The organism is Paenibacillus nanchangensis (assembly GCF_046543445.1).
Classification (GTDB): domain Bacteria; phylum Bacillota; class Bacilli; order Paenibacillales; family Paenibacillaceae; genus Paenibacillus_AQ; species Paenibacillus_AQ nanchangensis.
On the sequence record NZ_JBHOFD010000002.1, the window covers coordinates 24,366 to 45,484 of the forward strand.

A 21,119-nucleotide genomic window follows, 5' to 3' on the forward strand; every position below is an offset into this window, starting at 1 on the left:
TTCTAGGATAACGAAGGAGCGCATGTTATGAGCTTAAATCATACCCCGCGTGGAGAACGAATGCACATTGCAGTCTTTGGAAGGCGTAATGCCGGCAAATCCAGTGTGATTAACGCTTTAGGCGGTCAGGAGACGTCCATTGTTTCTCCGGTAAGCGGGACAACGACAGATCCGGTTTATCAACCGATGGAGCTGCTGCCATTGGGACCGGTAGTGCTTATTGATACCGCCGGATTGGATGATAGCGGAAGTTTGGGTGAACAGCGGATTCGCAAAACAAATCAGGTTCTGAGCAAAACCGATCTGGCGCTGCTGGTGATCGACGCTGTCCAAGGAGTAGGCGAATTTGAGCACAATCTTTTACAGAACTTGTCTGCCAAAAAGATTTCGGTCATTCTGCTATTGAACAAAGTAGACTTGCTCGAAGCGCATGGTGACGGTGAGGAACACACTGTAGTGGCGGCAAAGGTAGAAGAACGGCTTCATTTGAAGCCAATGCTATTCAGTGCTCTCAGGAATACTGGGATCAAGGAGCTAAAAGCTGCAATCGTCCGGGAGCTGCCGAGGGACGAAGACCGGTTCCGGCTGGTGGGAGACCTGCTGAACCCCGGAGACTTGGCTGTTCTGGTTGTGCCGATCGATAAGGCAGCACCTAAAGGAAGACTGATTCTGCCCCAGCAGCAGACCATTCGTGACATCATGGAATGTGATGCAGTTGCTGTTGTCACCAAGGAACAGGAGCTTGGACACACGCTCAAGATGCTGGGGCGCAAGCCAAATGTGGTCATCACGGATTCACAGGCATTTCTTAAGGTTCAGGCAGATACTCCAAAAGATATCCCGCTCACGTCCTTTTCCATATTGTTTGCCAGGTATAAGGGGGATCTTCCTCAGCTTGTACGCGGGGTTCGCGCTATTGGCCGTTTGCAGGACGGAGACCGGGTGCTCATTGCGGAAGCCTGCACGCATCACCGGCAATCGGATGATATTGCTTCCGTGAAGATTCCCCGCTGGCTGCGGGAACTGACAGGCAGGCAGCTTCAAATTGAACATGCCGCAGGCAGCGATTTCCCCGCAGGACTCGGCGGTTATTCACTGATCATTCACTGCGGAGCATGTATGTTGAACCGCAGGGCGATGCTGGCGAGGCTTGAAGAGGCGGAACATGCGGGTGTTCCAATTGTGAATTATGGTGTATTTATTGCCTACGTGCAGGGGGTGTTCCCAAGAGCCATCGAAATGTTTCCGTCTGCAATGCTGGCCTGGGAGGAGGGGGGAACCCATTAATGCGTATATTAAAGCGGAGGGTGTTCCAAAAGCCGTTTGAATGGCTGCTGGAACACCCCTTTTTGTGACAGCGTACATTGGGTGCGGGTGCGGCTAAAACCGTAGATCTCGTTCGCCGTTATGGATACGCTGAAGTTGCTTTAGGGTCGCTTTTTTGACCGATTCCTTGGGGATGCGCTCCAGATTGTCATGAATCGTTTGCTCTCCAATGGCCCGCATCTCCTCATCGGCGTAATCCAGCAGGTATTCCTGAAACGTCATCAGGGAGTTCGGCTGACAGACATTATGGATTTGGCCGGATTTTGCCAGCTGCATGAAACGGTCACCCGTGCGGCCTTCCCGGTAACAGGCGGTGCAGTAACTCGGCACATACCCGTCCTGGCAGAGATTTTTGATGATTTCCATAGGAGAGCGGTGATCACCTACCATGAATTGCGGCTTGTCATCTTTATCTCTGTTCACACTGTATGCGCCAACACCCGTGGCGGAGCCTGCGCTGATCTGGGAAATGCCCAGTTTGATGATCTGATCACGAAATTCAGCGTCTTCGCGTGTAGAGAGTATCATTCCTGTGTAGGGAACGGCTATTCGCAGAACGGCGACGATTTTGGCGAAATCGGGATCGCTGACCAAGTAAGGGTAATTGTCCAGGTTCACATTCTCCGCTTCGCGCAGGCGGGGGACGGAAATCGTATGCGGTCCGCAGCCATAGGCCTGTTCCAGATGCTCGGCATGTTTTAACATGGCTATCGTTTCATATTTATAATCGTAGAGCCCATACAGAACACCAATACCAACATCCTCGATACCCGCTTTCATGGCCCTGTCCATGGCGGTCGTATGCCAATCATAATCACTTTTGGGTCCTTGCGGATGGTATTGCTTGTAACTAGGTCTATGATAAGTCTCCTGAAATAAAATATAAGTTCCAATTCCCGCCTCAGCCAGCTTGATGTAGTCATCGATTGTTGTTGCAGCGATATTGACATTGATCCGGCGGATACTGCCATTATCCAGCTTCGTATCGTAAATGGTCTTTATGCAGTCGAGAATGTAATCGATGGAACAATTGCGGGGATCCTCACCCGCTTCCAGCACAAGCCGTTTGTGTCCCAGAGACTGCAGAACGGTAACTTCCTGGGCAATTTCATCTGACGTTAAGCGGCTGCGTGTGAATTCGGAATTGGAATGTTTGTAACCGCAGTACACGCAATTATTGACACAGTAGTTGCTGACATAGAGTGGTGCGAACAATACAATCCGGTTGCCGTAGATCCGTTCCTTGATCTCTCTGGACACCTGATAAATCTCATTCAGTGTTTCCTGATCTTCCACATTTAAGAGAACAGCTGCTTCTTGTGAGGTCAGTCCTTTACATTGTCGGGCTTTCTCAAGAATTGCCGACACCTTGGCCCGATCCGATCCAGCACTTTCTCCAAATCGCAGCGCTTCTTGGATCTCTTCGTCCTGAATGAAATCCGCCGGACGACTTTCATTTACTCGGCTCACGAACATCCACTTCTTTCTGGGTTCATTATTAGATTGACAAGCAGACTTGAACTCTTCCAACTCGATTGCGAGATGGCAACAGGCTGATTTGGTGCTTCCTTACAATGGAATGCGCTGTGCAGAAGTGCGGGATAGATAATTCAGACTATCTCCCCGGCCCATATCCACATGGAAACCGGCAGCTTCAATCCGCTGTTCCAGACAGAATCTGCATTGGGCGGATTCGTCACCCAGACAGATTTTGTTATTGTAGAGCGTGTATTGGGCTCGTACTCTCAAAGGAGAGAGATTAGGCATGACCACATTGGCGCCTGCTTGCAACGCCAGCTCCCGCCCGTTCGGGTGAGCGGTTCCCATGGCTGTTGTAGCAGGGATTAGGGCATTCGGCACGAAAAGCCGGGCAAGAGCAATCATATCCAGTGTATTTATTACTGTTCCGGCCGGCTCGTCCTTTAAGGGTGTGGCCTGATGCGGCAAAAAAGGGCCAATGCCGATCATATCCGGTTCAAGCGCCTTAAGATACAGCAGGTCTTCAGCCAAATCCCCGGGCGTTTGACCTGGTAAACCAACCATAAAGCCTGCACCCACCTGATAGCCGAGGGACTTGAGAGCCTCCAACCGATTCCGGCGGCTGTCAAAGGTCATGGTCGGGTGCAGGGCTTGGTACAGCTTACGGGAGGCTGTCTCATGGCGCAGCAAGTAACGGTCAGCTCCGGCCGCGAGCAGTGCAGCGTAAGTCTCATCATCCCGTTCACCAATCGACAGTGTTACCGCGGTATCCGGATAGAGTGTTTTAATGCGTGTAATGAGCTTGGTCAGCTTCTCAGTGGTGTACCAGTCGTCTTCTCCGCTCTGTAGAACAAAGGTACGATAACCCAGCTCATACCCTTCCCGGCAGCATTCCAAGATTTCTTCAGGTTGGAGCCGATAGCGGCGGACTGTCTTATTGCCGGAGCGGATGCCGCAGTACAGGCAGTTCTGTTTGCAAATATTGGAGAATTCGATCAGCCCGCGCAAAAATACACGGTCGCCGTAACATTCCATTCTTTTCAGATGGGCCAGATGATGAAGCCGCTTTTTTAGATTCGGGTCCGGGTTCCTCAGCACAGCAATAATCTCTTGAGCGTCCAGTGATTCTTCTTCATATAATCGATCCAGCAATTGTTCCGTTGACATCACTTCCTATCCTGGAGAGGATTAATCATATGACCTAAAAAATAACAATTACGATTCCTAGAAAAAATTGTAACAAAAGTAAAAATAGAGAACAGTGAGTTTTGTGCTTGAAATTTGAGGTTCACGGAGGGGGGGAAGCGGGACAGCCGGAGATCCGATCCGGACGGGTATACACATTACATGAATTCTGACGAATGAAACCAACGGTGGTGATTCCTAACTGTTCCGCCAGCTCAAGCGCTAGTCCGGTGGGGGCAGATTTGGATAAAATCATTTCACAGCCTATTTTGGCTACTTTCAATAAGATTTCCGAAGAGATCCGTCCGCTGAAAACAACAATTTTGTCATTGAGTTTCCAATGTTGCTTCAGGCAGTGGCCGTAAATTTTGTCCAGTGCATTATGACGGCCAATATCGCTGCGGGCCAGCAGCACCCTGCCGGCATCGCAAATTGCAGCAGAATGGACGCCACCGGTGCGGTGGAACAGCTCTGATCCGGCTTGCACTTCCTCCATTAAGCGGAAACAATCGTCGAAAGTAAGTGACACATGTACCCCGTCCGCAATTTTGGCCGTTCTAGCATCATTAATGTAGACGAAGCCATGCCGGCTAGACCCGCAGCAGGAAGTTACATATCGCTTGGCAAACAGCTGACGGTGCAATGGGCTTAAGTGGTCTATAGTTACGTGGACGAAACCTTCTTCTTCCTGACTCCAAATCGCCTTGATATCCTGGAACCCTCTAATGATTCCTTCGGATGCCAAATAACCGATTACCATGTCCTCGATATATTCAGGCGTGCATACTAGAGTGACGAATTCATCACCGTTTATTTTGATTGTGACCGGATGCTCCGTAACGATAAGATCTTCTTCCATCGTGATATGTCCACTGCGGTAACGTATAATTTCCCCATGCCGCTCGGATTCGAGTTTCAATGCAATCATCCTTTTTCGTTAGAAATTGAACATCTCAACATTTCCTTTAAATGAAAAATAATACCATCCTGAAATATGTTATTACTACATCACTTTTTATAAAAAGTGTCAATTTAACATCTCACATATAGCCTTTGCGTTCTTCATGAATCAGAGCTGATTTAGGAGATGCAAATTCATCGTGGCTTTACTCGCTTAATCCTTCCAAAGGATGGGAATGAACTTGAAGGGGAAGATTATACGGGCGACAGTGATGTCCAGTTAAATAAAAGTCGTGAACCGATGGCAGCCGTCCACTTGACGGCCGCCGTTTGTCGTTGAACTGGGTCTCCCTCCTTGCAGGTTTCTTTCGGCTGGCAACAGGTTCTTGATTTTATCCCATTGGTCGCCGCGGATTTGCCTTGGTGCAATCTAAAAAAATGTCACATGACATTATTGCACTGGCAGAGTTGACACAATAAGTCGTAGGATGCGGGTATGACAGGGAGAGGAGCGATGAACCTCATAAAAACCAGGTTGCCTCCAGAATAGTTGCTTTTCAGTCCAAGATTTGGGCTCAATCCAAATTAGAACTTCCGGACCGCTGCAATGGATGCGCACCTTTTGGTTAATGCGAAACCGAACTGGAATAAAACTTATCCAACCAAGTCTTAAAGTATTTTAGGAGGATTATATGAAAAAGAAAATGGTTACCGCAATTGCTGCTTCGATGATCACACTGGCTAGCTTTACAGGAAGTATTCATGCAACTTCGAAAGCAGGTGCTTCTAGTACAGCTCCCTACAGCTCCAATCAAAAAGCCGAACAGATAAAATGGTTGGAAAAGCATGCAATACCATTAAAGACAACGGATCCAACAGCATCCCTTCATGATTTAAGTCCGCTTAAGGATATGATAGGATCAGCTACAATTGTTGGTATAGGTGAAGCAATGCATGGAGCACATGAAGTTTTTACGATGAAACATCGCATTGTTAATTATTTGGTAGCTGAAAGGGGCTTTAACGCCCTAGTGTTAGAAGAGGGATGGGACAGAGCATTAGGACTCGATCGCTATGTTCTTACGGGTAAAGGGGATCCGCGCCAATACCTATCGCCAGTATTTAACACGAAAGAAATTATAAATCTGCTGCAATGGATACGCCAATATAATGCTGCTCCAGAGCATAAATCCAAAATCCGGATCATCGGGATGGATATCCAAACCGTAAACGAGAGTGTTTATAACAATATCATAGAGTATGTAAAGAAACACAATCCACAACTTGCAGCTCGTTTCGAAAAAAAGATGGAAGGCCTTATTCCTGTAACCAAGAATTTAGATACCTTTGGCGGCCTTAAAAAAGAAACTAAAGAGCGGTATGTTTCAGATGCGAAACAAATCAGCGCTTTATTAGAACAAAATAAAAGTAATCTGAATGGAAAATCCCAGGAGTTCGCATGGATCAAACAAAATGCTCGTATTATCGAGCAATTTACGGCAATGACAGCTTCATATCCTGATAACGTGGATGACTTTTATTTGAAGCATGATATTGCCATGTATGAAAATGCGAGGTGGACAGAAGAACATGTAGGGAAAACAATCGTGTGGGCCCATAATGCACACCTTTCGAAAACCAATATGCTCCCTTCCGTATACCCTAAATTAGCTGGGCAGCACTTAGCAGAACATTATGGAAAACGGTATGTAGCCATTGGAACCTCTGTCTTTGAGGGACGTTACAATGTCTATAACAGCAGTCAAAAATTTGGGCCTTATGGAATATTAAAATTAGACGCCCCGAATATTTTTAACTATACGTTTGGACAAGTCAATTACGACCAGTTTTTTGTCGATTTACGCAAAGCAAGCGGAGTGACAAAAACTTGGCTAAACGAAGAACATCCCTTTTTCGCTGGAGTAACTACCGTAGGCCCAAATATTCCGACAACTGCTGATATATCATTAGGTAGATCGTTTGATATCCTAGTTCACATTCAGAAAGTAAAACCCTCTCAAATGAATCAATAACATACTGATTGGTCGTAGCTGTTAGCTGGCGTAAAGATTGATGAGCAAGTTGATTTCCTCATAAAAGCCATCTGATGGCTTTTTTTGTTGCGCTCTACGAGCTATCTGGGTATGAGGGTTTTATCCACAATCATCTAAGTGAGTTACGCGAACGACAGAACGAGCAAGCGAATGAAAGTAAAAGACAAGCGACTTAACATCTTTGCCTTTTTTTTTCAAACCCTAACCTGACACCTTCCTGTCCAGTTTTAACGGATAAACTGAAACAGGGGTGAGCGGATGCAAATCAGCAGATTATTTCAAGTGGTATATATTTTATTGGAAAAAGGGACGGTTACGGCACCAGAGCTGGCCGAGCGGTTAGAAGTGTCTGTCCGAACGGTTTATCGAGACGTTGAGACTTTAAGCCAGGCCGGAATTCCGATCTACACCACCCAAGGAAAAGGAGGCGGCATTTCCCTGTCCGACAGATTTGTCCTGAATAAATCTTTGCTTTCGGACAAGGAGCAGGATGAGATCCTTTTTGCCTTACAAAGCTTGGCCGTGGCCCAATATCCTGATACCGACGAAGTTCTCACAAAGCTGAGCAGCTTGTTCAGGAAAAACAACACGAACTGGATTGAGGTGGATTTCTCCTTGTGGGGGAGCGGGCAAAAACAAAAAGAGTTGTATGCCCTGCTGAAACAGGCCATTTTGGAGCATAAAGTGATTTCGTTTACCTACTTGTCTGCTGCCGGGGAACAAAAAAGCCGGAGAGCCGCACCAGTGAAACTACTATTTAAGGATAGAGCCTGGTACGTAGAGGCTTATAGTTTCGAACAAGATGCTTTGAGAACCTTCAAGATTACCAGGATGTCGAAAGTGCAGCATTTAGACGGAGACGAGGATAAGTGCTTAGAGAATCAGCAGGAATGGATAGAGGCTGCCGGGACTTCTCGTGCCGAAGTTAAGGTTAACGAAACGCCTAAAATCTCTCTGCTATTAAAAATAGAACCGGCGGGAGCCTATCGCGTCGTTGATGAGTTTAAGAAAGAGAACGTTTCGAAACAGGAAGACTGCTCTCTCCTTGTCACTTCTGATCTGCCTTCCGGAGAATGGCTGTATCAATATCTTCTTTCCTATGGAGATTTACTGGAAGTAATTGAGCCGGCGTCTGTCAGGCTGGAGATGAAAAACCGCACGACCAAAATGGCCAAAAAATATTCTAGATAACTAGACACGAAAGCTGTCAGGTTCTGTTGATTAAACTAGCCTTGTATTCAAAACGTACTGAGGAGGATTCAGCAGAACGATGGAAAACAGCCCGTATTTATTGGATATAAGCAAAGAATTTGCAGGTAAGCGAGCCCTGGTGACTGGCGGAACCCGAGGAATCGGCAGGGCGATCGTCCAACGTCTGCATGCGGGAGGAGCTGAAGTGATCGCTGCGGCAAGATCACTGCCCGAAGCATTACCGGAAGGAGTAGGGTTCATTCAGGCCGATGCCAGCCTCCCGGAAGGTGTGGAGCATATGATTCAGGAAACAAGCCGGATGTTCGGCGGTCTGGATATTTTGATTAACAATGTGGGAGGTTCCTCGACCAGCACGGCAGGAGCTTTAGCCATAACAGATGAGGATTGGCTGATGACGTTTAACACCAACCTGTTTTCAACCGTCCGTCTTGACCGTGGATTTCTTCCTTACATGGTTGAACAAAAAAGCGGAGTGATTGTCCATATCTCATCCATTCAGAGTAAATTGCCGGGTAGCATGACCATGCCTTATTCGGCAGCCAAAGCTGCACTCGTTAACTACAGTAAAAACATCGCGACCCAATTCGGCTCTATGGGGATAAGAATCAACGCAGTGGCGCCGGGGTTTACCGAAACGGAAGCGGCGGAACGGTTAATCGGGAGAATGGCTGAACAAGCCGGAACAGACTATCGGGCTGCCCGCCAGCAGTTAATGGATGAGCTTGGCGGTATTCCTCTCGGCCGGCCGGCCAAACCTAAGGAGGTTGCCGAGCTTGTTGCCTTCCTTGCTTCGAGCAGAGCCTCTTATATTACGGGCTGTGAGTATGTCATTGACGGCGGAACGATCCGCACCGTTTAACGAACTTACAAAGGAGTTGATCTTATGGAGCCCAGTCTGCTTCCACAAGTGATACAAGATTTTATAGCTGTTGCCAATAAACCCGATCCGGAGGCTTATGCCGGCTGCTTTTCGGAAGATGCGCTTGTCTTTGATGAAGGCAAAGAATGGGCAGGCAAAGCTGCGATAAAAAAATGGAGTGCCGAACATCACTTCGGTGCTAACATCACGCTTGAACTCAAACAGCATAAACAGCATGAGGGAGAAATCGTGGCTGTTTTTAAGGTGGACGGGGATTTCGACAAAACCGGACTTCCGGACCCGCTTTATTTAGATTTTTATTTTCAGATTAACAACCTTAAGATTAAGCGGCTCACGATACGGCTGTCAAAAGGTTCGGAACAACTAGAAGAACGCTGATCAGATAAGGGACGAGGTGAACCAAAAATGATAGTAAATCATTTGCTGCTGAAGCTGAAGGACCAGAGTCCAAAGCAGATCGAGCAAGTTCAAACCGTTCTGCTGAGCTTAAGAGGCAACATAGATGTTCTTCTCGATATCCAGGCTGAAGTTAATATTCGCCATGGCTCTTCAGCATATGATTTGATCCTGATTACCAAGTTTGCATCCCTAGAAGACATGGATGAATACCTTATTCATCCGGCCCATCAGGAAGTCGCCAAGTGGATTGGCACCGTACTGGAAACACAGGCATCTGTCTGCTGCTCCACCTTATGAAGTAAGCTATAATGAGACCATGAGAAATGGGTTTGCGACAAGTTGCAAAAGATAAGCAATGGCGGCCAGATGGCCGCTATTTGTTTGTGATGAGGATGTTGGAATGCACTGAAAAAACGGTCCTTGAAGTGTAGTTTAAGGGGTGATTATAATGAAAGGGTGTGTCAGTGGGACCAGAAAGTGGGACTGCATCTTGTCTCATAATCGCATTTGGTTTTTCTAGAAAACCAAAGTGGAGGGGAGAAACATTATACAGAACGAAATGAAAAAATTACTGGAATTACATAGAAAATGGATAAATTCTGAAAAGGACGGCGTTAAGGCAGAACTAAACGGTGCAAACTTGCGCATGGTAAACCTGAGCAAAACAGATCTGAGCGGCGCCAACCTGAGCGGCGCAGACCTAAGCGAAGCAAACCTAAGTAAGGCAGACCTGGATGCCGCAGACCTACGCGGCTCAAACCTGAGCAAAGCAGACTTGAGCGAAGCGGAACTGCGCAGTGCAAACCTGAGCAAAGCTGATCTGAGCGGTATAAACCTGCGTTTTGCCGATCTGAGCGAAGCCGACCTGAGTAAAGCCGACCTGAGCGATGCAAACCTAACCTATGCAGACCTGACCAAAGCAGACCTGAGCGAAGTTAACCTGAGCGGTGCAGACCTGCGTTATGCAGACCTGAACAGGGCAGACCTGAGTGGCGCAAACCTGCGCAATGCAAACATTGATTACTTAGACTTTCCAATCTGGAGCGGCGCATTACTTGTCCATTTGGACGATAAGCAAGTGAAACAGCTGTTGTATCAGGTTCTAAGCATTGTAAAACATTCAAATAATGTTAGCGAAATGTTAAAACAACAATTATTGACCGAAGAAAATATCAGGATTGCGAAAGAATTTCATAAATCAAAAGAGTTCGGAACGCTGTAAAAGCGGTGAAGCAATAGTCACTCGTAAGCACCCAAGATTTATTTTGACGTCCTGATTGTCCCCTCACTACTTTTCTTGATTCCCCACTCAGCATCTAGAGTTCAACTTTGCTTCGAGGGGTTGCACTTACGCAGTAGGATCATTTTTAATAAACCCCTCAACCGCAGCCTGCTTGAGCATCTATCTTAATCGGAAAAGAGGTTTTGAAGCTATGAATAGGAATATGATATGGGGGATCGGATTATTAACCCTCAGCTTGTTTCTTAAGCCATTATTGGCGATTGTGGGCCTGAATGAAAGCTTGTTCGGATTGCACTGGCAGGGTGAAACGGTGTTTTCATTGAGTCCATTCTTGGTCCGGATTGTTCTAGCAGTAATTGGGATTATCATGCTTATCATCGGCGGTATGCAGGCTGCAAAGAAGAATACATAGTTGAGAGGAATTTCGCAGCACTTAATTGGCAAACAAGCTTAGATGTAGCTAAGCAACTGATCAAAATCAAGCAGTGTGCAAATCTCCGTTTGTTGGAGGGATGCAGAACTGCTTGTTTTTTTAACTTTTTCCAGTACATAACGTCTAATTAAGAAAATAGAACAAACAAGGAGGTTTCCAAGTGAAGAATAAACGAATCTTGTCCGCTGCACTTGCTGCATTCTTAAGCTGTGTGCCTGCAGCCGCTTCGTTTGCGTCTCATTCGCCAGCCATTGTCGTCAACAGCAAAGCAGTGAATACAGAGGTCCAGCCTATCCTTAAGGACGGAGTAACCTTAGTACCTATAAAAACGATTGCCGGCCTCCCTAATACGGCCATAACATGGGACAACACAGCCAAAACGGTCACTGTGGTCAATCAGTCCACACAGCAAAAATCCATATTCCAATTAAACAGTAAAAATGCGAAGATTGGCGGCAAACAGAAAGAAATTGAAGTTCCTGTGTCGCTTGTGAATGGAAGCGTGTTTGTTCCACTCCGAGCGATTGGGGAGGCTAGCGGAGCAATTGTCCTGTGGGCACCGCAAAAGCAAACGGTCTATATAGCTAAACCCTCCGATAAAACTGTTCAAGCGCTTGCGTCTGCCGACTTATCTGTCAGAAGGAAAGCCGCAGTATCGGAAACACCCAAAATTGACGCCTTACCCGGCTTCAATTCCAATCGGGAGCGTAACAGTCACGATGTGTTTTATTTTCCAAGAGGGGAAGCTGGGCAATACTTTTATTTATACGGGGATGTCATCGAGTATCACCAAATTAAAAGCAATATAGATTACAAAATATGGGTTGCTAAAGCGGGTTCATCCAAGGATCCAATTAAGCTGATTAACAATCAAGAAGGCTTGGCTTTCAAAACACCTGTCGGGGTCATTTCGGAACAAGGAACGCGGCCGAAAATCGCTGGTGAATATGTGTATTACAACATGGACATTATGGGCGGGATCGCAAGGTACGGACTAGTCAGCTCTAAAGGTGAAGTAACCGGCTTAGGCATTCATTATGATATTGATACGACTGAGGATTTTTTTCTGATTTCTGAAGAATAAACAGCCTGTGGATAAACCCGTAAAAAGAGCCGTCCTGAAAGTCAGAAAGAGGACTTCTAGGGCGGATTTTTACTTTAGAGCCGATTGGTATTCATTTATCGCTGAGATATCCACATTTTTAGTCCACTTATTATCCACAATCTGTGGGTAACTCCGGCAATAAAAAGCCAAATCTGTATTTTGTTCACCACGTCCTGCATCTTTCCGATAAATTGTATAGGATAGTTTTTTTGAACCTTAAGACAGGGCGTAGGAAGCTGAAAGGAAAGGAGGGCTGTAGTGTTAATTAACATATTATTTTTTGTAGGAAGTTTGGTATGCGGGATAGTTGGTTTTTCTTTCACTTTTGAAACATTACTTAGTTTTGATTCATTCCCCTTGATTCAACCTACCTATGACTCTCCAATAATTCCTTTAACCATTCTTTTATTGTTGTTGCTCCTATACATTTTGGCAGGATGGTATCTATTACATAAGAACAAGAAGAATATTTTATTTTGCTGTATTTTAATCACCTTTTTAAGCTTTATAGGCACACCTTTGTTTAGGGTATGGTTTCAAATATGAGCGCAAAAAACTCATAACCTCAAATCATGGTTATGGCTTTTTGTTCGATCCCTAAAGCTTCCTCCAGCAAGCTCCCACCAAAAATCTTCCAACCCGGAATACCAGCGACGCTGTTACCGATATAGCGAGCGCTTGCGGCTATCCGGACATTTACCAATTCAGCAAGGCGTTTAAGAAACGTAACGGCCAATCCCAACCGAATATCGTAGAGAGCAGGAAGAGGGAGTCTATTTTTAGGCGTTCAGCCCCAGATGATAAAAAAAGATCCTAACCTGTACAGCTTGCGTGTCCGGTCATAAATACCCTAAGATTAAACCATTAACGCAGCCGTGAATAGGCGGCCGTTGCACTATAGTTGGGCTTAACTTCTGAAGTGCTGTGTTTCTGTTCCGATGGAGTTTAGCGCCGGATAAGTTGTAGCCGGGAGAAGTTGTGCCTTGTCTTAAATAAAGGTTGCTGCAGGAGGAAAGTCCGTGGAGTATACAGTTGAGGTCGAATTTGCGCCGGTGTATGAATTGATCAGCAGCATACATACGTTTCTCTGCAAAAAGTCCTATAAAAAAATTGAACTGGGCGCTGCCTGGGCCGCGGAGGCATCCGCCGGATTAAGCCAGCAGCTGCTTGCCGGGCTGGAGCAGGTGGAGCTGGACAATGACTGGAAGCTGCTGAATCTGCTGATCTATCTGTGTCCGGACAAATCGACGATTGAAGGCGTCCTGGAGTGGCTGAAGGGTCTGGCGGTCGGCGAGATGTATGAGGTTTTATCCGAACATGTCAGCGTTTTCCCGGCGAGGATGGACGAGTTCCGTGAAAAAATGGGGTGTGTGCTGACGGAGTGGCACCAGCAGTATTTTAGCGGCAGCTCACCTGCGGTCCTTGCGGGGCTTCAGGCGCATGCGGAAGAGCGGAGACAGCAGCTGCAGTCCGCCGCCTCGGCTGCGGATTTTGTGGATGAGACGACAAACGGCTTTGTGTTCATGCCGGAAGGGCTCCGGAAGCTGGTCCTGATTCCGCAATATCATTTCCAGCCGGTCAATATTATCTATAATTTTGGGCCGCTGACCCTCTGTCATTATGCCTCCCGGATGACCATCGACGATGAGGAGCTGTCCCCGTTTATGGTGAAGACGCTGCGGAGTTTAGGCGAAAAAAGCCGGCTGAAGATTCTCAAGTCGCTGGGCCAAGAACGGAAGACTTTTTCGGAAATCGTAAGAAGCGCAGGTATTTCCAAAGGGATTGTCCATGATCATATTTTCAGTCTGCGGTCTGCCGGCCTGCTGCATGCGTACATTGAAGGGGAAAACACCACGTCTTACAGCCTGCGGCTGCAGGGGGTACATCAGCTAAACGCGCAGCTGCTGCAGTATCTGGGCGGCGAGGCGGAGTAACCCCTTTTCAAGCGGCTAACCCAACCAAGGTTAGTCTGCTGAGGGTACGGCTTACCCAAGCTCCTCTTAATTTACAAATGCCTCCACCCCAAATGTACCTAATTACAATGTACCTGATCCAAATGCCCAGTCCTAGCCAGGCTTCTCTCTCTATTGAGACAAGCGTGGCTTTTTTTCGTTTAACCGGAATCTATTAACCTGGAAACTTCTATGTTTCTTCTTTCAAAGAATCGTTCGTATGTTCTCCCTTTACAGAACCACAATGTCTTTCTATAATGTAAATTATCGGTTGTGATCATACTTTGCGGGTAGGAATTGTAGGAAATAATACTGTGGAGAAAAGAGATGATGTTCATGAGAAAAAACATGCTGTTATTATCCTCGTTATTGATTACCGGTTCACTGCTTCTTTCGGCCTGCAGCAGCGGCAATGATTCTTCGGCTTCCGCCGGCGATCCCGCTGCTCCCGCCAGCAGTGCGGCGGCTAACAACGCGGACGCTTCGGCTGCGCCTGACGCAGCAAAGGGCGGCGATGCTGCAGCCCAGCCTGCCGTTCCGGCGGGAGCACTGAGCGAGCCGTATACAGCGGCCGATCTGTCGAAGCTGCCGGCAGCCGCCCAGAGCCGGAACGATACAATTATCGTGGGGCTGACCGATCCCAGCGGCGCGTTTACTCCGTTTTTTCACGAAAGCGGGTATGACGGCAATGTAGCTTCGCTGCTTTATGCGTCGCTTGTAACCGTCGATGACAAGGGCGTTCCCGTTCCGGAGCTGGCTGAAAAATGGGATGTTTCGGAGGATCAGCTTACATACACGTTTCACCTGCGCAAAGATTTGAAATTCAGCGACGGTTCACCGCTTACCGCGGACGATGTTGCTTTTACCTGGACGATTCAGTACGACAAAAGCTATGACGGCGGCTCATCGCTTCCCTCACTGAAGGTAAAGGGCGGGCAGGCGTACAAGGAGGGCACAGCCAAGACGATTGAAGGCATCAAGGTGATTGATCCGCAGACGATTTCGGTTACGCTGGAACAGCCGAATGCGACCGCTCTCGTTACGCTTGGCTCTAACGTGCTGTCCAAAGCCTATTATGGCAAGGACTATACCATCGGCAATCTGGAATACATCAAGAAGCTGCACGAGAAGCCGCTGGGCGACGGACCTTATAAACTGGAAAAGTTTATTCCGGGCCAGGAAGTAAGACTTGTGGCAAACGAACATTATTTCAAAGGCAAGCCCAAAACCGAGCATTTTATCTATAAAACCTCGCAGGGCGACACTTGGCAGTTCCTCGAAACCGGGGAAGTGGATTACGCTTCATTCAGCGCCACTGAGGAAAACATCGAGAAGCTGAAGAGCCTGGGTTTTGTTAACATTATTCCTTACACACCAAGCACCTACGGCTACCTGCAGGTCAATCTGGAGCATGAGGCGCTAAAAGACAAACGCGTCAGACAGGCGATTACCTATGGACTTGACCGCCAGAGCATTTTTGTAGACGCCGCCGAAGGCGCGGGCGCTGTCGCCAACATTCCGGCGTCGCCGATCTCCTGGTCCTATACGGAAGAAGGGATTAACCCGTATCCCTATGATCTCGAAAAAGCAAAACAGCTGCTTGATGAAGCAGGCTGGACAGAAGGCGCGGGAGGCATCCGCGAGAAGGACGGACAGAAGCTCAGCCTGCATTATCTGGGCTCAAAAAGCAAAAACACCGATATTTTTATCGCGGTAGCCAAAGAAAACTTTGCGGCGCTCGGCATCGAATTCCAGCCGGAAATCTTCGCTGACTTCAACGCGCTGGTGTCCAAGGTCGAGGGAGGAGACTACGACCTCGTATCGTTCTCTACACCGATGCTGACCGACCCGTCCGAAGGGCTGATGCAGTTTTTTAACGGGGAGATTAAAGGGTACGACAATCCGAAATTTACCGAGCTGTATAACAAGGCGCTGGCCACAACCGATATCGAGCAGCGCAAAGCGGTGTACAAGGAGCTGTACCAGCTGGTTAACGACGAGCTTCCGGTGATTTTCACCAGCTACAAAAAAACGGTCTACGCCTACAACGGGCGGATTCAGAATCTTTCGGTCAGCCCATTCATCGGCCTTGCCGGCAGCCTGCCCGAGTGGACGCTGAAATAATTCATGAGCCGTCCCTTGCTTTCGCCTCATTTTGGCGGCAGGGGGCGGCTTCCTAAAGGGAGCCGATCATGAGTACATACCTGACCAAAAGACTGCTGTATATGATCCTGATTTTGTTTGCCGCCTCGCTGCTGATTTTCGCCCTTTATGCTAATACGCCCGGGGATTTTATTACCGGCAATATCAAGCTGTCGGCGGAGCGCAAAGCGGAGCTGCGGGAAATTTACGGCCTGAACAAACCGATGCTCGAACGTTACTGGAACTGGCTGACCCATGCGCTGCACGGGGATTTGGGTTATTCGCTGGCCCAGCAAAAGCCGGTGCTGCAGCTGTTCAACGACTATATCTGGAACTCGTTTTTGCTGGCTGCCTTGTCCACCTTTTTGACCTGGCTGATCGCCGTCATTATCGGCGTAGTGTCCGCCTACCGGCAGTATTCCTGGTTCGACACGCTGGTGATGGTCGGCATCTTTGCGGCGATGTCGCTGCCGTCTTTTTTTATCGGCCTGTTTGCAATCAAAATGCTGGCGGTCGACCTGAAATGGCTGCCTCCAGGAGGCATGATTACGACCGGCAGCAACGCCACCGGCTTCGCCTACTTCAAGGAAGTGGTCCGGCATATGACTTTGCCTGTGATTGTGATGACGCTGCTGGGGCTAGGGTTGCTAACGCGTTATTTCCGCAGCAACATGGTTGATGTGCTCAAGCAGGATTACATCCGGACGGCCCGGGCAAAAGGCCTCAGTGAGCGCCGGGTGCTGTTCAAGCATGCGCTGCGGAATGCGCTTCTGCCTGCTATCACGCTTGTTGGCTTTGAGCTGCCGTCCCTGTTCGCCGGATCGATCATCATTGAACAAATCTTCAACTGGCCCGGCGTAGGCCAGCTGTACATGAAGTCCTTCGGGCTTCGGGATTATCCCCTGCTGATGGGCTTCACCATGCTGCTTGCCATTTTGACCGTTGTCGGAACGCTGCTGTCGGACCTGCTGTACCGGGTAGCTGATCCGCGGGTCCGGTTATAGGGAGGGAAAGTCATGACAGTCAACAGCCGGCTGACGGAGCTGAAGATGACGGGTCCGCGTACCCGCGAGCGCAGGTCTTCTCTGCTTGGACAGTCCATGCGCAGATTGCTGCACAACAAGCTGGCCATGGCGGGCCTGGGCGTTGTCGTTTTTATGGTGATGCTGTGTTTTATTGGTCCGCTGTTCTCGCCGTACACGGATAATAAAATCAACATGGCTTTAATGAACAAACCGCCCAGCCTCAAGCATTGGCTCGGAACAGATGCGCTTGGCCGCGATATTTTGACCCGGGTGATGCAGGCGGGACGTATTTCGCTGACGGTGGGCCTGGCTTCAATGCTGCTGTCTGTATTTTTGGGTTCGCTGCTAGGAGCGATTTCCGGTTATTACCGGGGGCTGGCCGACCAGATTATTATGCGGATTGCCGATCTGTTGATGACGGTGCCGAGCCTGCCGCTGCTGTTCATCTTTGGGGCGCTGCTGTCGGAGTGGAAGGTGCCGACCGACTACCGGATGTACATTGTCATGCTGATGCTCAGCATCGTCAATTGGCCCGGAATGGCGCGGATGATCCGGGGGCAGATGCTCAGCCTGCGCGAACGTGAGTTCATGCAGGCGGCGGAGGTGCTGGGGCTGCGGGACCGCCGGAAGCTGTTTCATCACCTGCTGCCGAACATTGTTCCGCTGCTGATCGTGATGGCGACGCTCAGTATCGGCGGAGCGATTCTCAGCGAGTCGGTGCTCAGCTTTTTTGGACTGGGAGTTATGCCGCCCACGCCGACTTGGGGCAACATGATCGACGCCGCCAACAATATGATTGATTTCCAAAACCGTCCGTGGCTCTGGATTCCGCCAGGGATCTCGATTTTTGCCACGGTCATTGCCATCAATGTATTCGGTGACGGCCTGCGGGACGTGCTGGATCCTAAACAGAAGAGGTAGGTGGCTATCATCCGATGAAGCCTTTATTAACGATCGATAATCTCCGCACGGAGTTTCATACGGAAGAAGGCACAGTTAAGGCTGTGGATGGGGTGAACCTGCGGGTGCATCCGGGGGAAACGGTCTGCATCGTCGGGGAATCGGGCTGCGGCAAAAGCGTAACCGCGATGTCCGTTATGGGCCTGATCGAGGAACCGGCCGGCAAAATTGCTGGAGGCAGCATCGAATTTCAGGGCGAAGATCTGTTGAAGCTCGGCAAACCCGCTTTGCGGAGTATCCGGGGCAATGAGATCGCCATGATTTTTCAGGAGCCGATGTCGTCTTTGAATCCGGTGCTAAAGATCGGCGAGCAGATTGTGGAGCCGCTGATCCTGCACCTGGGGCTGCGGAAAAAAGAAGCCGCAAAACGTGCGGTTGAGCTGATCCGGCAGGTGGGAATCTCGCGTCCGGAGCAGATTTTTAACAGCTACCCCCATGAGCTTAGCGGCGGGATGCTGCAGCGGATCATGATAGCAATCGCGGTCTCCTGCGGGCCGAAGCTGTTGATTGCCGATGAACCGACGACGGCGCTTGACGTCACCATCCAGGCGCAAATTCTCGACATGCTGCGTGAGTTTAAAAACAAGTCGGGCATGTCGCTGCTGCTGATTACACATGATCTTGGAGTTGTGGCGGAAATGGCGGATTATGTGGTGGTTATGTACTCCGGCAAAGTGGTGGAGGAAGGCGAAGTGACGGAGCTGTTCGCGCATCCCAAGCACCCTTACACCCAAGGACTGCTAAAATCCAAGCCAATCATGGGCCAGCGGAGCGACGAGCTGTATTCGATTCCGGGACAGGTGCCGAGTCCGCTGGCGTTGTCCGCATCCTGTTATTTTCATGACCGCTGCGCACACTGCATGCCGGCCTGCGTCAGCCGTGAACCGCAGCTGAAACCGGTAGGGCAAGGGCAGAAGGCTGCGTGCTGGCTGTATGAGGAGGCGGAAGTCCATGTCTGAGGCGCTGCTTGAAGTGAGCCGTCTGAAAAAATATTTTCCGGTGACCCAGGGGCTGCTGGGACGCACAGTGGCCCAAGTGAAGGCTGTGGATGACATCAGCTTCACGATCCGGGCCGGCGAGACCTTTGGTCTGGTCGGCGAGTCGGGCAGCGGAAAAAGCACCGTAGGCCGGACCATCCTGCGCCTGACGGACAAAACGGACGGCGAAGTGAAGTTCCAAGGCGTTGACCTGCACAGTCTCGGTCCGGCTGAGCTGCGCCGGGTGCGCCCCAAGCTACAGCTGATTTTTCAGGACCCGTACAGTGCGCTGAATCCCCGGGTCCGGGTTGGCGACGCCATCGGTGAAGCGCTGCTGGATCACGGCCTGGCTACCCGAGCGGAAGCGCGTGAGCGGGTACTCGAAACACTGGAAGCCTGCGGGCTGTCCGCTTACCATATCGACCGGTTCCCGCATGAGTTTTCCGGCGGGCAGCGGCAGCGGATTGGTATTGCGCGCGCCTTGATTTTGAACCCGGATCTGATTATCGCTGACGAGCCGGTGTCCGCGCTTGATGTATCCATCCAGGCCCAGATTATCAATCTGTTCAGCAAACTGCAGCGGAGCAAGGGGCTTGCCTATTTGTTTATCTCCCATGATCTTAGCGTGGTGGAGCATTTATGCACCAGCATTGGCGTCATGTATCTCGGGTCCATGGTGGAGACCGCCTCCCGCGATGAGCTGTTCGCGAATCCGCTGCACCCTTACACCAAGGCGCTGCTTTCGGCAGTGCCGGTGCCGATTCCAAAACTGAAACGGGAGCGGATCGTGCTGAAGGGCGACATTCCGAGTCCGGCAAATCCGCCCTCCGGCTGCAAATTCCACACCCGCTGCCCTTTTGCCATGGAGCGCTGCAGGAAAGAAACCCCGGTGTTCCGAGACGCCGGTGCGGGCCATTTTGTGGCTTGTCATTTGGTGTAGAAGGGCCGAGGCCAACTATTCTAAACGGCTAAGGCCCTGGCATGAAAAAAAGGTTCCGTAGAGATACGGAACCTTTTTTGGGAGGGATTTATTTTTCAAAATGAGCATCAAAAAGTCCAAACTGTATTCTTTCCTGGTCGGCACTAACTTTAAACTCCACTTTGGCAGCGTGGCTGAAGTCAATGTCCAGTTCTGTCGGGAAGTCGCCAGGCTTGAAGGTGTTGTTATATACTTCGGTATCATCCGCAAAAATCCGCAGGGTTACATTTGCGGCTGAATCTCTGTACGTTCCTGTAAAGCCGGCCTTTGCCTTGAATTTTTTTACGGTCCCGTTAAGCGGGAACTGCAGATTCACAAACCGGCTGTTAGAACCGTTGTCGTATCTAGGGAACTCAAAGGTGATGTAATTCGAATATTTGTTCCCGATGTTATCTTCAATAGGCGTCTGGGAATCGTAATCATAGCTATATCTGCTGAAATAACCGCCTTGGGCGTTCATATGCTTCATATCCCGCGCAGGGTATACACTGTTGGGCGCATCGGTTTCTCCAATATAAATACTTCTGGTTTTTGCATCCCATTTTACGGGCTGTTTCAGCGCATCCGCCACAAAACGCAAGGGAACATAGGTGGAGCCATTGTACATAAACGGCTGCTGGTCGCCTTTTGGCATTTGCGAAACTTTGTTTACCTTCATATCCTTAACCTCATAAAACACTTCAATGAGCTTCCCTTTGCTCGCAGCATAAGCACCTGCTGTTCCAAAAAGCAAGGAACCTGCGATAAATCCAGCAATAAAACGGCCATTTTTCATCGTTGTACCTCTTTCTGTCTGATTATATGTATGCCCAAGCTATTTATCGGAAAAGAGAGGATGATACTTTAGATTCATTTCGCAAAAATACTG

General features: G+C 49.1%; 20 protein-coding genes. 16 read left to right on the plus strand and 4 right to left on the minus strand.

Annotated elements, in window-relative coordinates; genetic code table 11:
• Positions 1-27 precede the first annotated feature (27 nt).
• Positions 28-1,287 carry a [FeFe] hydrogenase H-cluster maturation GTPase HydF gene (gene hydF / locus ACE6ED_RS01600; protein ID WP_410825204.1) on the plus strand — a complete coding sequence of 420 codons (1,260 nt, stop codon included), beginning with the start codon at positions 28-30 and terminating at the stop codon, positions 1,285-1,287.
• A 93-nt stretch (positions 1,288-1,380) separates the two neighbouring features.
• Here hydF and hydG read toward each other — a convergent pair whose 3' ends face one another.
• The 3 genes from hydG to fdhD form a co-directional block, all read right to left on the minus strand.
• On the minus strand, positions 1,381-2,796 hold the full coding sequence (gene hydG, locus ACE6ED_RS01605) for a [FeFe] hydrogenase H-cluster radical SAM maturase HydG (RefSeq protein ID WP_410825385.1): 1,416 nt from the start codon (positions 2,794-2,796) through the stop codon (positions 1,381-1,383).
• A 99-nt stretch (positions 2,797-2,895) separates the two neighbouring features.
• Positions 2,896-3,972, minus strand: a complete 1,077-nt coding sequence (hydE, locus tag ACE6ED_RS01610; protein WP_410825205.1) for a [FeFe] hydrogenase H-cluster radical SAM maturase HydE — start codon at positions 3,970-3,972, stop codon at positions 2,896-2,898.
• Between the two features lie 121 nt (positions 3,973-4,093).
• A complete protein-coding gene (gene fdhD / locus ACE6ED_RS01615) occupies positions 4,094-4,849 on the minus strand; it encodes a formate dehydrogenase accessory sulfurtransferase FdhD (protein ID WP_410825386.1) in 756 nt (251 codons plus the stop codon).
• Between the two features lie 733 nt (positions 4,850-5,582).
• On the opposite strand from fdhD, the gene ACE6ED_RS01620 reads away from it, so the two are divergent.
• From ACE6ED_RS01620 to ACE6ED_RS01690, 15 genes are all read left to right on the plus strand, one after another.
• Positions 5,583-6,923 (plus strand): erythromycin esterase family protein, encoded by a 1,341-nt coding sequence (locus ACE6ED_RS01620; RefSeq protein WP_410825206.1) that lies wholly within the window; start codon positions 5,583-5,585, stop codon positions 6,921-6,923.
• A 279-nt stretch (positions 6,924-7,202) separates the two neighbouring features.
• Positions 7,203-8,135 (plus strand): helix-turn-helix transcriptional regulator, encoded by a 933-nt coding sequence (locus ACE6ED_RS01625; RefSeq protein WP_410825207.1) that lies wholly within the window; start codon positions 7,203-7,205, stop codon positions 8,133-8,135.
• A 79-nt stretch (positions 8,136-8,214) separates the two neighbouring features.
• The gene (locus tag ACE6ED_RS01630) at positions 8,215-9,015 is read left to right on the plus strand and encodes an SDR family oxidoreductase (RefSeq protein WP_410825208.1); all 801 of its coding nucleotides are present in this window, start codon (positions 8,215-8,217) and stop codon (positions 9,013-9,015) included.
• Positions 9,016-9,039: 24 nt separating this feature from the next.
• Positions 9,040-9,414 (plus strand): YybH family protein, encoded by a 375-nt coding sequence (locus tag ACE6ED_RS01635; RefSeq protein ID WP_410825209.1) that lies wholly within the window; start codon positions 9,040-9,042, stop codon positions 9,412-9,414.
• A gap of 27 nt (positions 9,415-9,441) precedes the next feature.
• Positions 9,442-9,732 carry a Dabb family protein gene (locus tag ACE6ED_RS01640; protein ID WP_410825210.1) on the plus strand — a complete coding sequence of 97 codons (291 nt, stop codon included), beginning with the start codon at positions 9,442-9,444 and terminating at the stop codon, positions 9,730-9,732.
• A gap of 262 nt (positions 9,733-9,994) precedes the next feature.
• Positions 9,995-10,657, plus strand: a complete 663-nt coding sequence (locus tag ACE6ED_RS01645) for a pentapeptide repeat-containing protein (RefSeq protein ID WP_410825211.1) — start codon at positions 9,995-9,997, stop codon at positions 10,655-10,657.
• A gap of 211 nt (positions 10,658-10,868) precedes the next feature.
• Positions 10,869-11,090: a hypothetical protein gene (locus ACE6ED_RS01650; protein ID WP_410825212.1), complete on the plus strand. Its 222-nt coding sequence runs from the start codon at positions 10,869-10,871 to the stop codon at positions 11,088-11,090.
• Between the two features lie 181 nt (positions 11,091-11,271).
• Entirely contained in the window at positions 11,272-12,195 is a 924-nt protein-coding gene (locus ACE6ED_RS01655) for a copper amine oxidase N-terminal domain-containing protein (protein WP_410825213.1), read from the plus strand.
• Positions 12,196-12,883: 688 nt separating this feature from the next.
• Positions 12,884-13,033 (plus strand): hypothetical protein, encoded by a 150-nt coding sequence (locus ACE6ED_RS01660; protein WP_410825387.1) that lies wholly within the window; start codon positions 12,884-12,886, stop codon positions 13,031-13,033.
• Between the two features lie 202 nt (positions 13,034-13,235).
• Positions 13,236-14,150, plus strand: coding sequence for an ArsR/SmtB family transcription factor (locus ACE6ED_RS01665; RefSeq protein WP_410825214.1), 915 nt, complete (start codon positions 13,236-13,238; stop codon positions 14,148-14,150).
• Positions 14,151-14,504: 354 nt separating this feature from the next.
• Complete coding sequence (locus ACE6ED_RS01670) at positions 14,505-16,292, plus strand: ABC transporter substrate-binding protein (RefSeq protein WP_410825215.1); 1,788 nt, start codon at positions 14,505-14,507, stop codon at positions 16,290-16,292.
• A gap of 68 nt (positions 16,293-16,360) precedes the next feature.
• A complete protein-coding gene (locus tag ACE6ED_RS01675; protein WP_410825216.1) occupies positions 16,361-17,314 on the plus strand; it encodes an ABC transporter permease in 954 nt (317 codons plus the stop codon).
• 45 nt (positions 17,315-17,359) lie between these two features.
• Complete coding sequence (opp4C, locus tag ACE6ED_RS01680) at positions 17,360-18,256, plus strand: oligopeptide ABC transporter permease (RefSeq protein ID WP_410825388.1); 897 nt, start codon at positions 17,360-17,362, stop codon at positions 18,254-18,256.
• Positions 18,257-18,270: 14 nt separating this feature from the next.
• Positions 18,271-19,254, plus strand: a complete 984-nt coding sequence (locus ACE6ED_RS01685) for an ABC transporter ATP-binding protein (RefSeq protein ID WP_410825217.1) — start codon at positions 18,271-18,273, stop codon at positions 19,252-19,254.
• Positions 19,247-20,212 (plus strand): ABC transporter ATP-binding protein, encoded by a 966-nt coding sequence (locus ACE6ED_RS01690; protein ID WP_410825218.1) that lies wholly within the window; start codon positions 19,247-19,249, stop codon positions 20,210-20,212. Before ACE6ED_RS01685 ends, ACE6ED_RS01690 begins: the two co-directional genes overlap by 8 nt.
• 88 nt (positions 20,213-20,300) lie before the next feature.
• Here ACE6ED_RS01690 and ACE6ED_RS01695 read toward each other — a convergent pair whose 3' ends face one another.
• A complete protein-coding gene (locus ACE6ED_RS01695; protein ID WP_410825219.1) occupies positions 20,301-21,026 on the minus strand; it encodes a stalk domain-containing protein in 726 nt (241 codons plus the stop codon).
• Positions 21,027-21,119: the final 93 nt, after the last annotated feature.

Bases quoted from the DNA above. Each gene is read 5' to 3' on its own strand.
- hydF (WP_410825204.1), top strand. From the start codon at position 28: ATGAGCTTAAATCATACCCCGCGTGGAGAACGAATGCACATTGCAGTC.
- hydE (WP_410825205.1), bottom strand. From the start codon at position 3,972: ATGTCAACGGAACAATTGCTGGATCGATTATATGAAGAAGAATCACTG.
- ACE6ED_RS01690 (WP_410825218.1), top strand. From the start codon at position 19,247: ATGTCTGAGGCGCTGCTTGAAGTGAGCCGTCTGAAAAAATATTTTCCG.
- ACE6ED_RS01635 (WP_410825209.1), top strand. From the start codon at position 9,040: ATGGAGCCCAGTCTGCTTCCACAAGTGATACAAGATTTTATAGCTGTT.
- ACE6ED_RS01640 (WP_410825210.1), top strand. From the start codon at position 9,442: ATGATAGTAAATCATTTGCTGCTGAAGCTGAAGGACCAGAGTCCAAAG.
- ACE6ED_RS01625 (WP_410825207.1), top strand. From the start codon at position 7,203: ATGCAAATCAGCAGATTATTTCAAGTGGTATATATTTTATTGGAAAAA.
- opp4C (WP_410825388.1), top strand. From the start codon at position 17,360: ATGACGGGTCCGCGTACCCGCGAGCGCAGGTCTTCTCTGCTTGGACAG.
- ACE6ED_RS01620 (WP_410825206.1), top strand. From the start codon at position 5,583: ATGAAAAAGAAAATGGTTACCGCAATTGCTGCTTCGATGATCACACTG.
- ACE6ED_RS01650 (WP_410825212.1), top strand. From the start codon at position 10,869: ATGAATAGGAATATGATATGGGGGATCGGATTATTAACCCTCAGCTTG.
- ACE6ED_RS01630 (WP_410825208.1), top strand. From the start codon at position 8,215: ATGGAAAACAGCCCGTATTTATTGGATATAAGCAAAGAATTTGCAGGT.
- ACE6ED_RS01675 (WP_410825216.1), top strand. From the start codon at position 16,361: ATGAGTACATACCTGACCAAAAGACTGCTGTATATGATCCTGATTTTG.
- ACE6ED_RS01670 (WP_410825215.1), top strand. From the start codon at position 14,505: ATGAGAAAAAACATGCTGTTATTATCCTCGTTATTGATTACCGGTTCA.
- ACE6ED_RS01645 (WP_410825211.1), top strand. From the start codon at position 9,995: ATGAAAAAATTACTGGAATTACATAGAAAATGGATAAATTCTGAAAAG.
- fdhD (WP_410825386.1), bottom strand. From the start codon at position 4,849: ATGGAAGAAGATCTTATCGTTACGGAGCATCCGGTCACAATCAAAATA.
- ACE6ED_RS01685 (WP_410825217.1), top strand. From the start codon at position 18,271: ATGAAGCCTTTATTAACGATCGATAATCTCCGCACGGAGTTTCATACG.
- ACE6ED_RS01695 (WP_410825219.1), bottom strand. From the start codon at position 21,026: ATGAAAAATGGCCGTTTTATTGCTGGATTTATCGCAGGTTCCTTGCTT.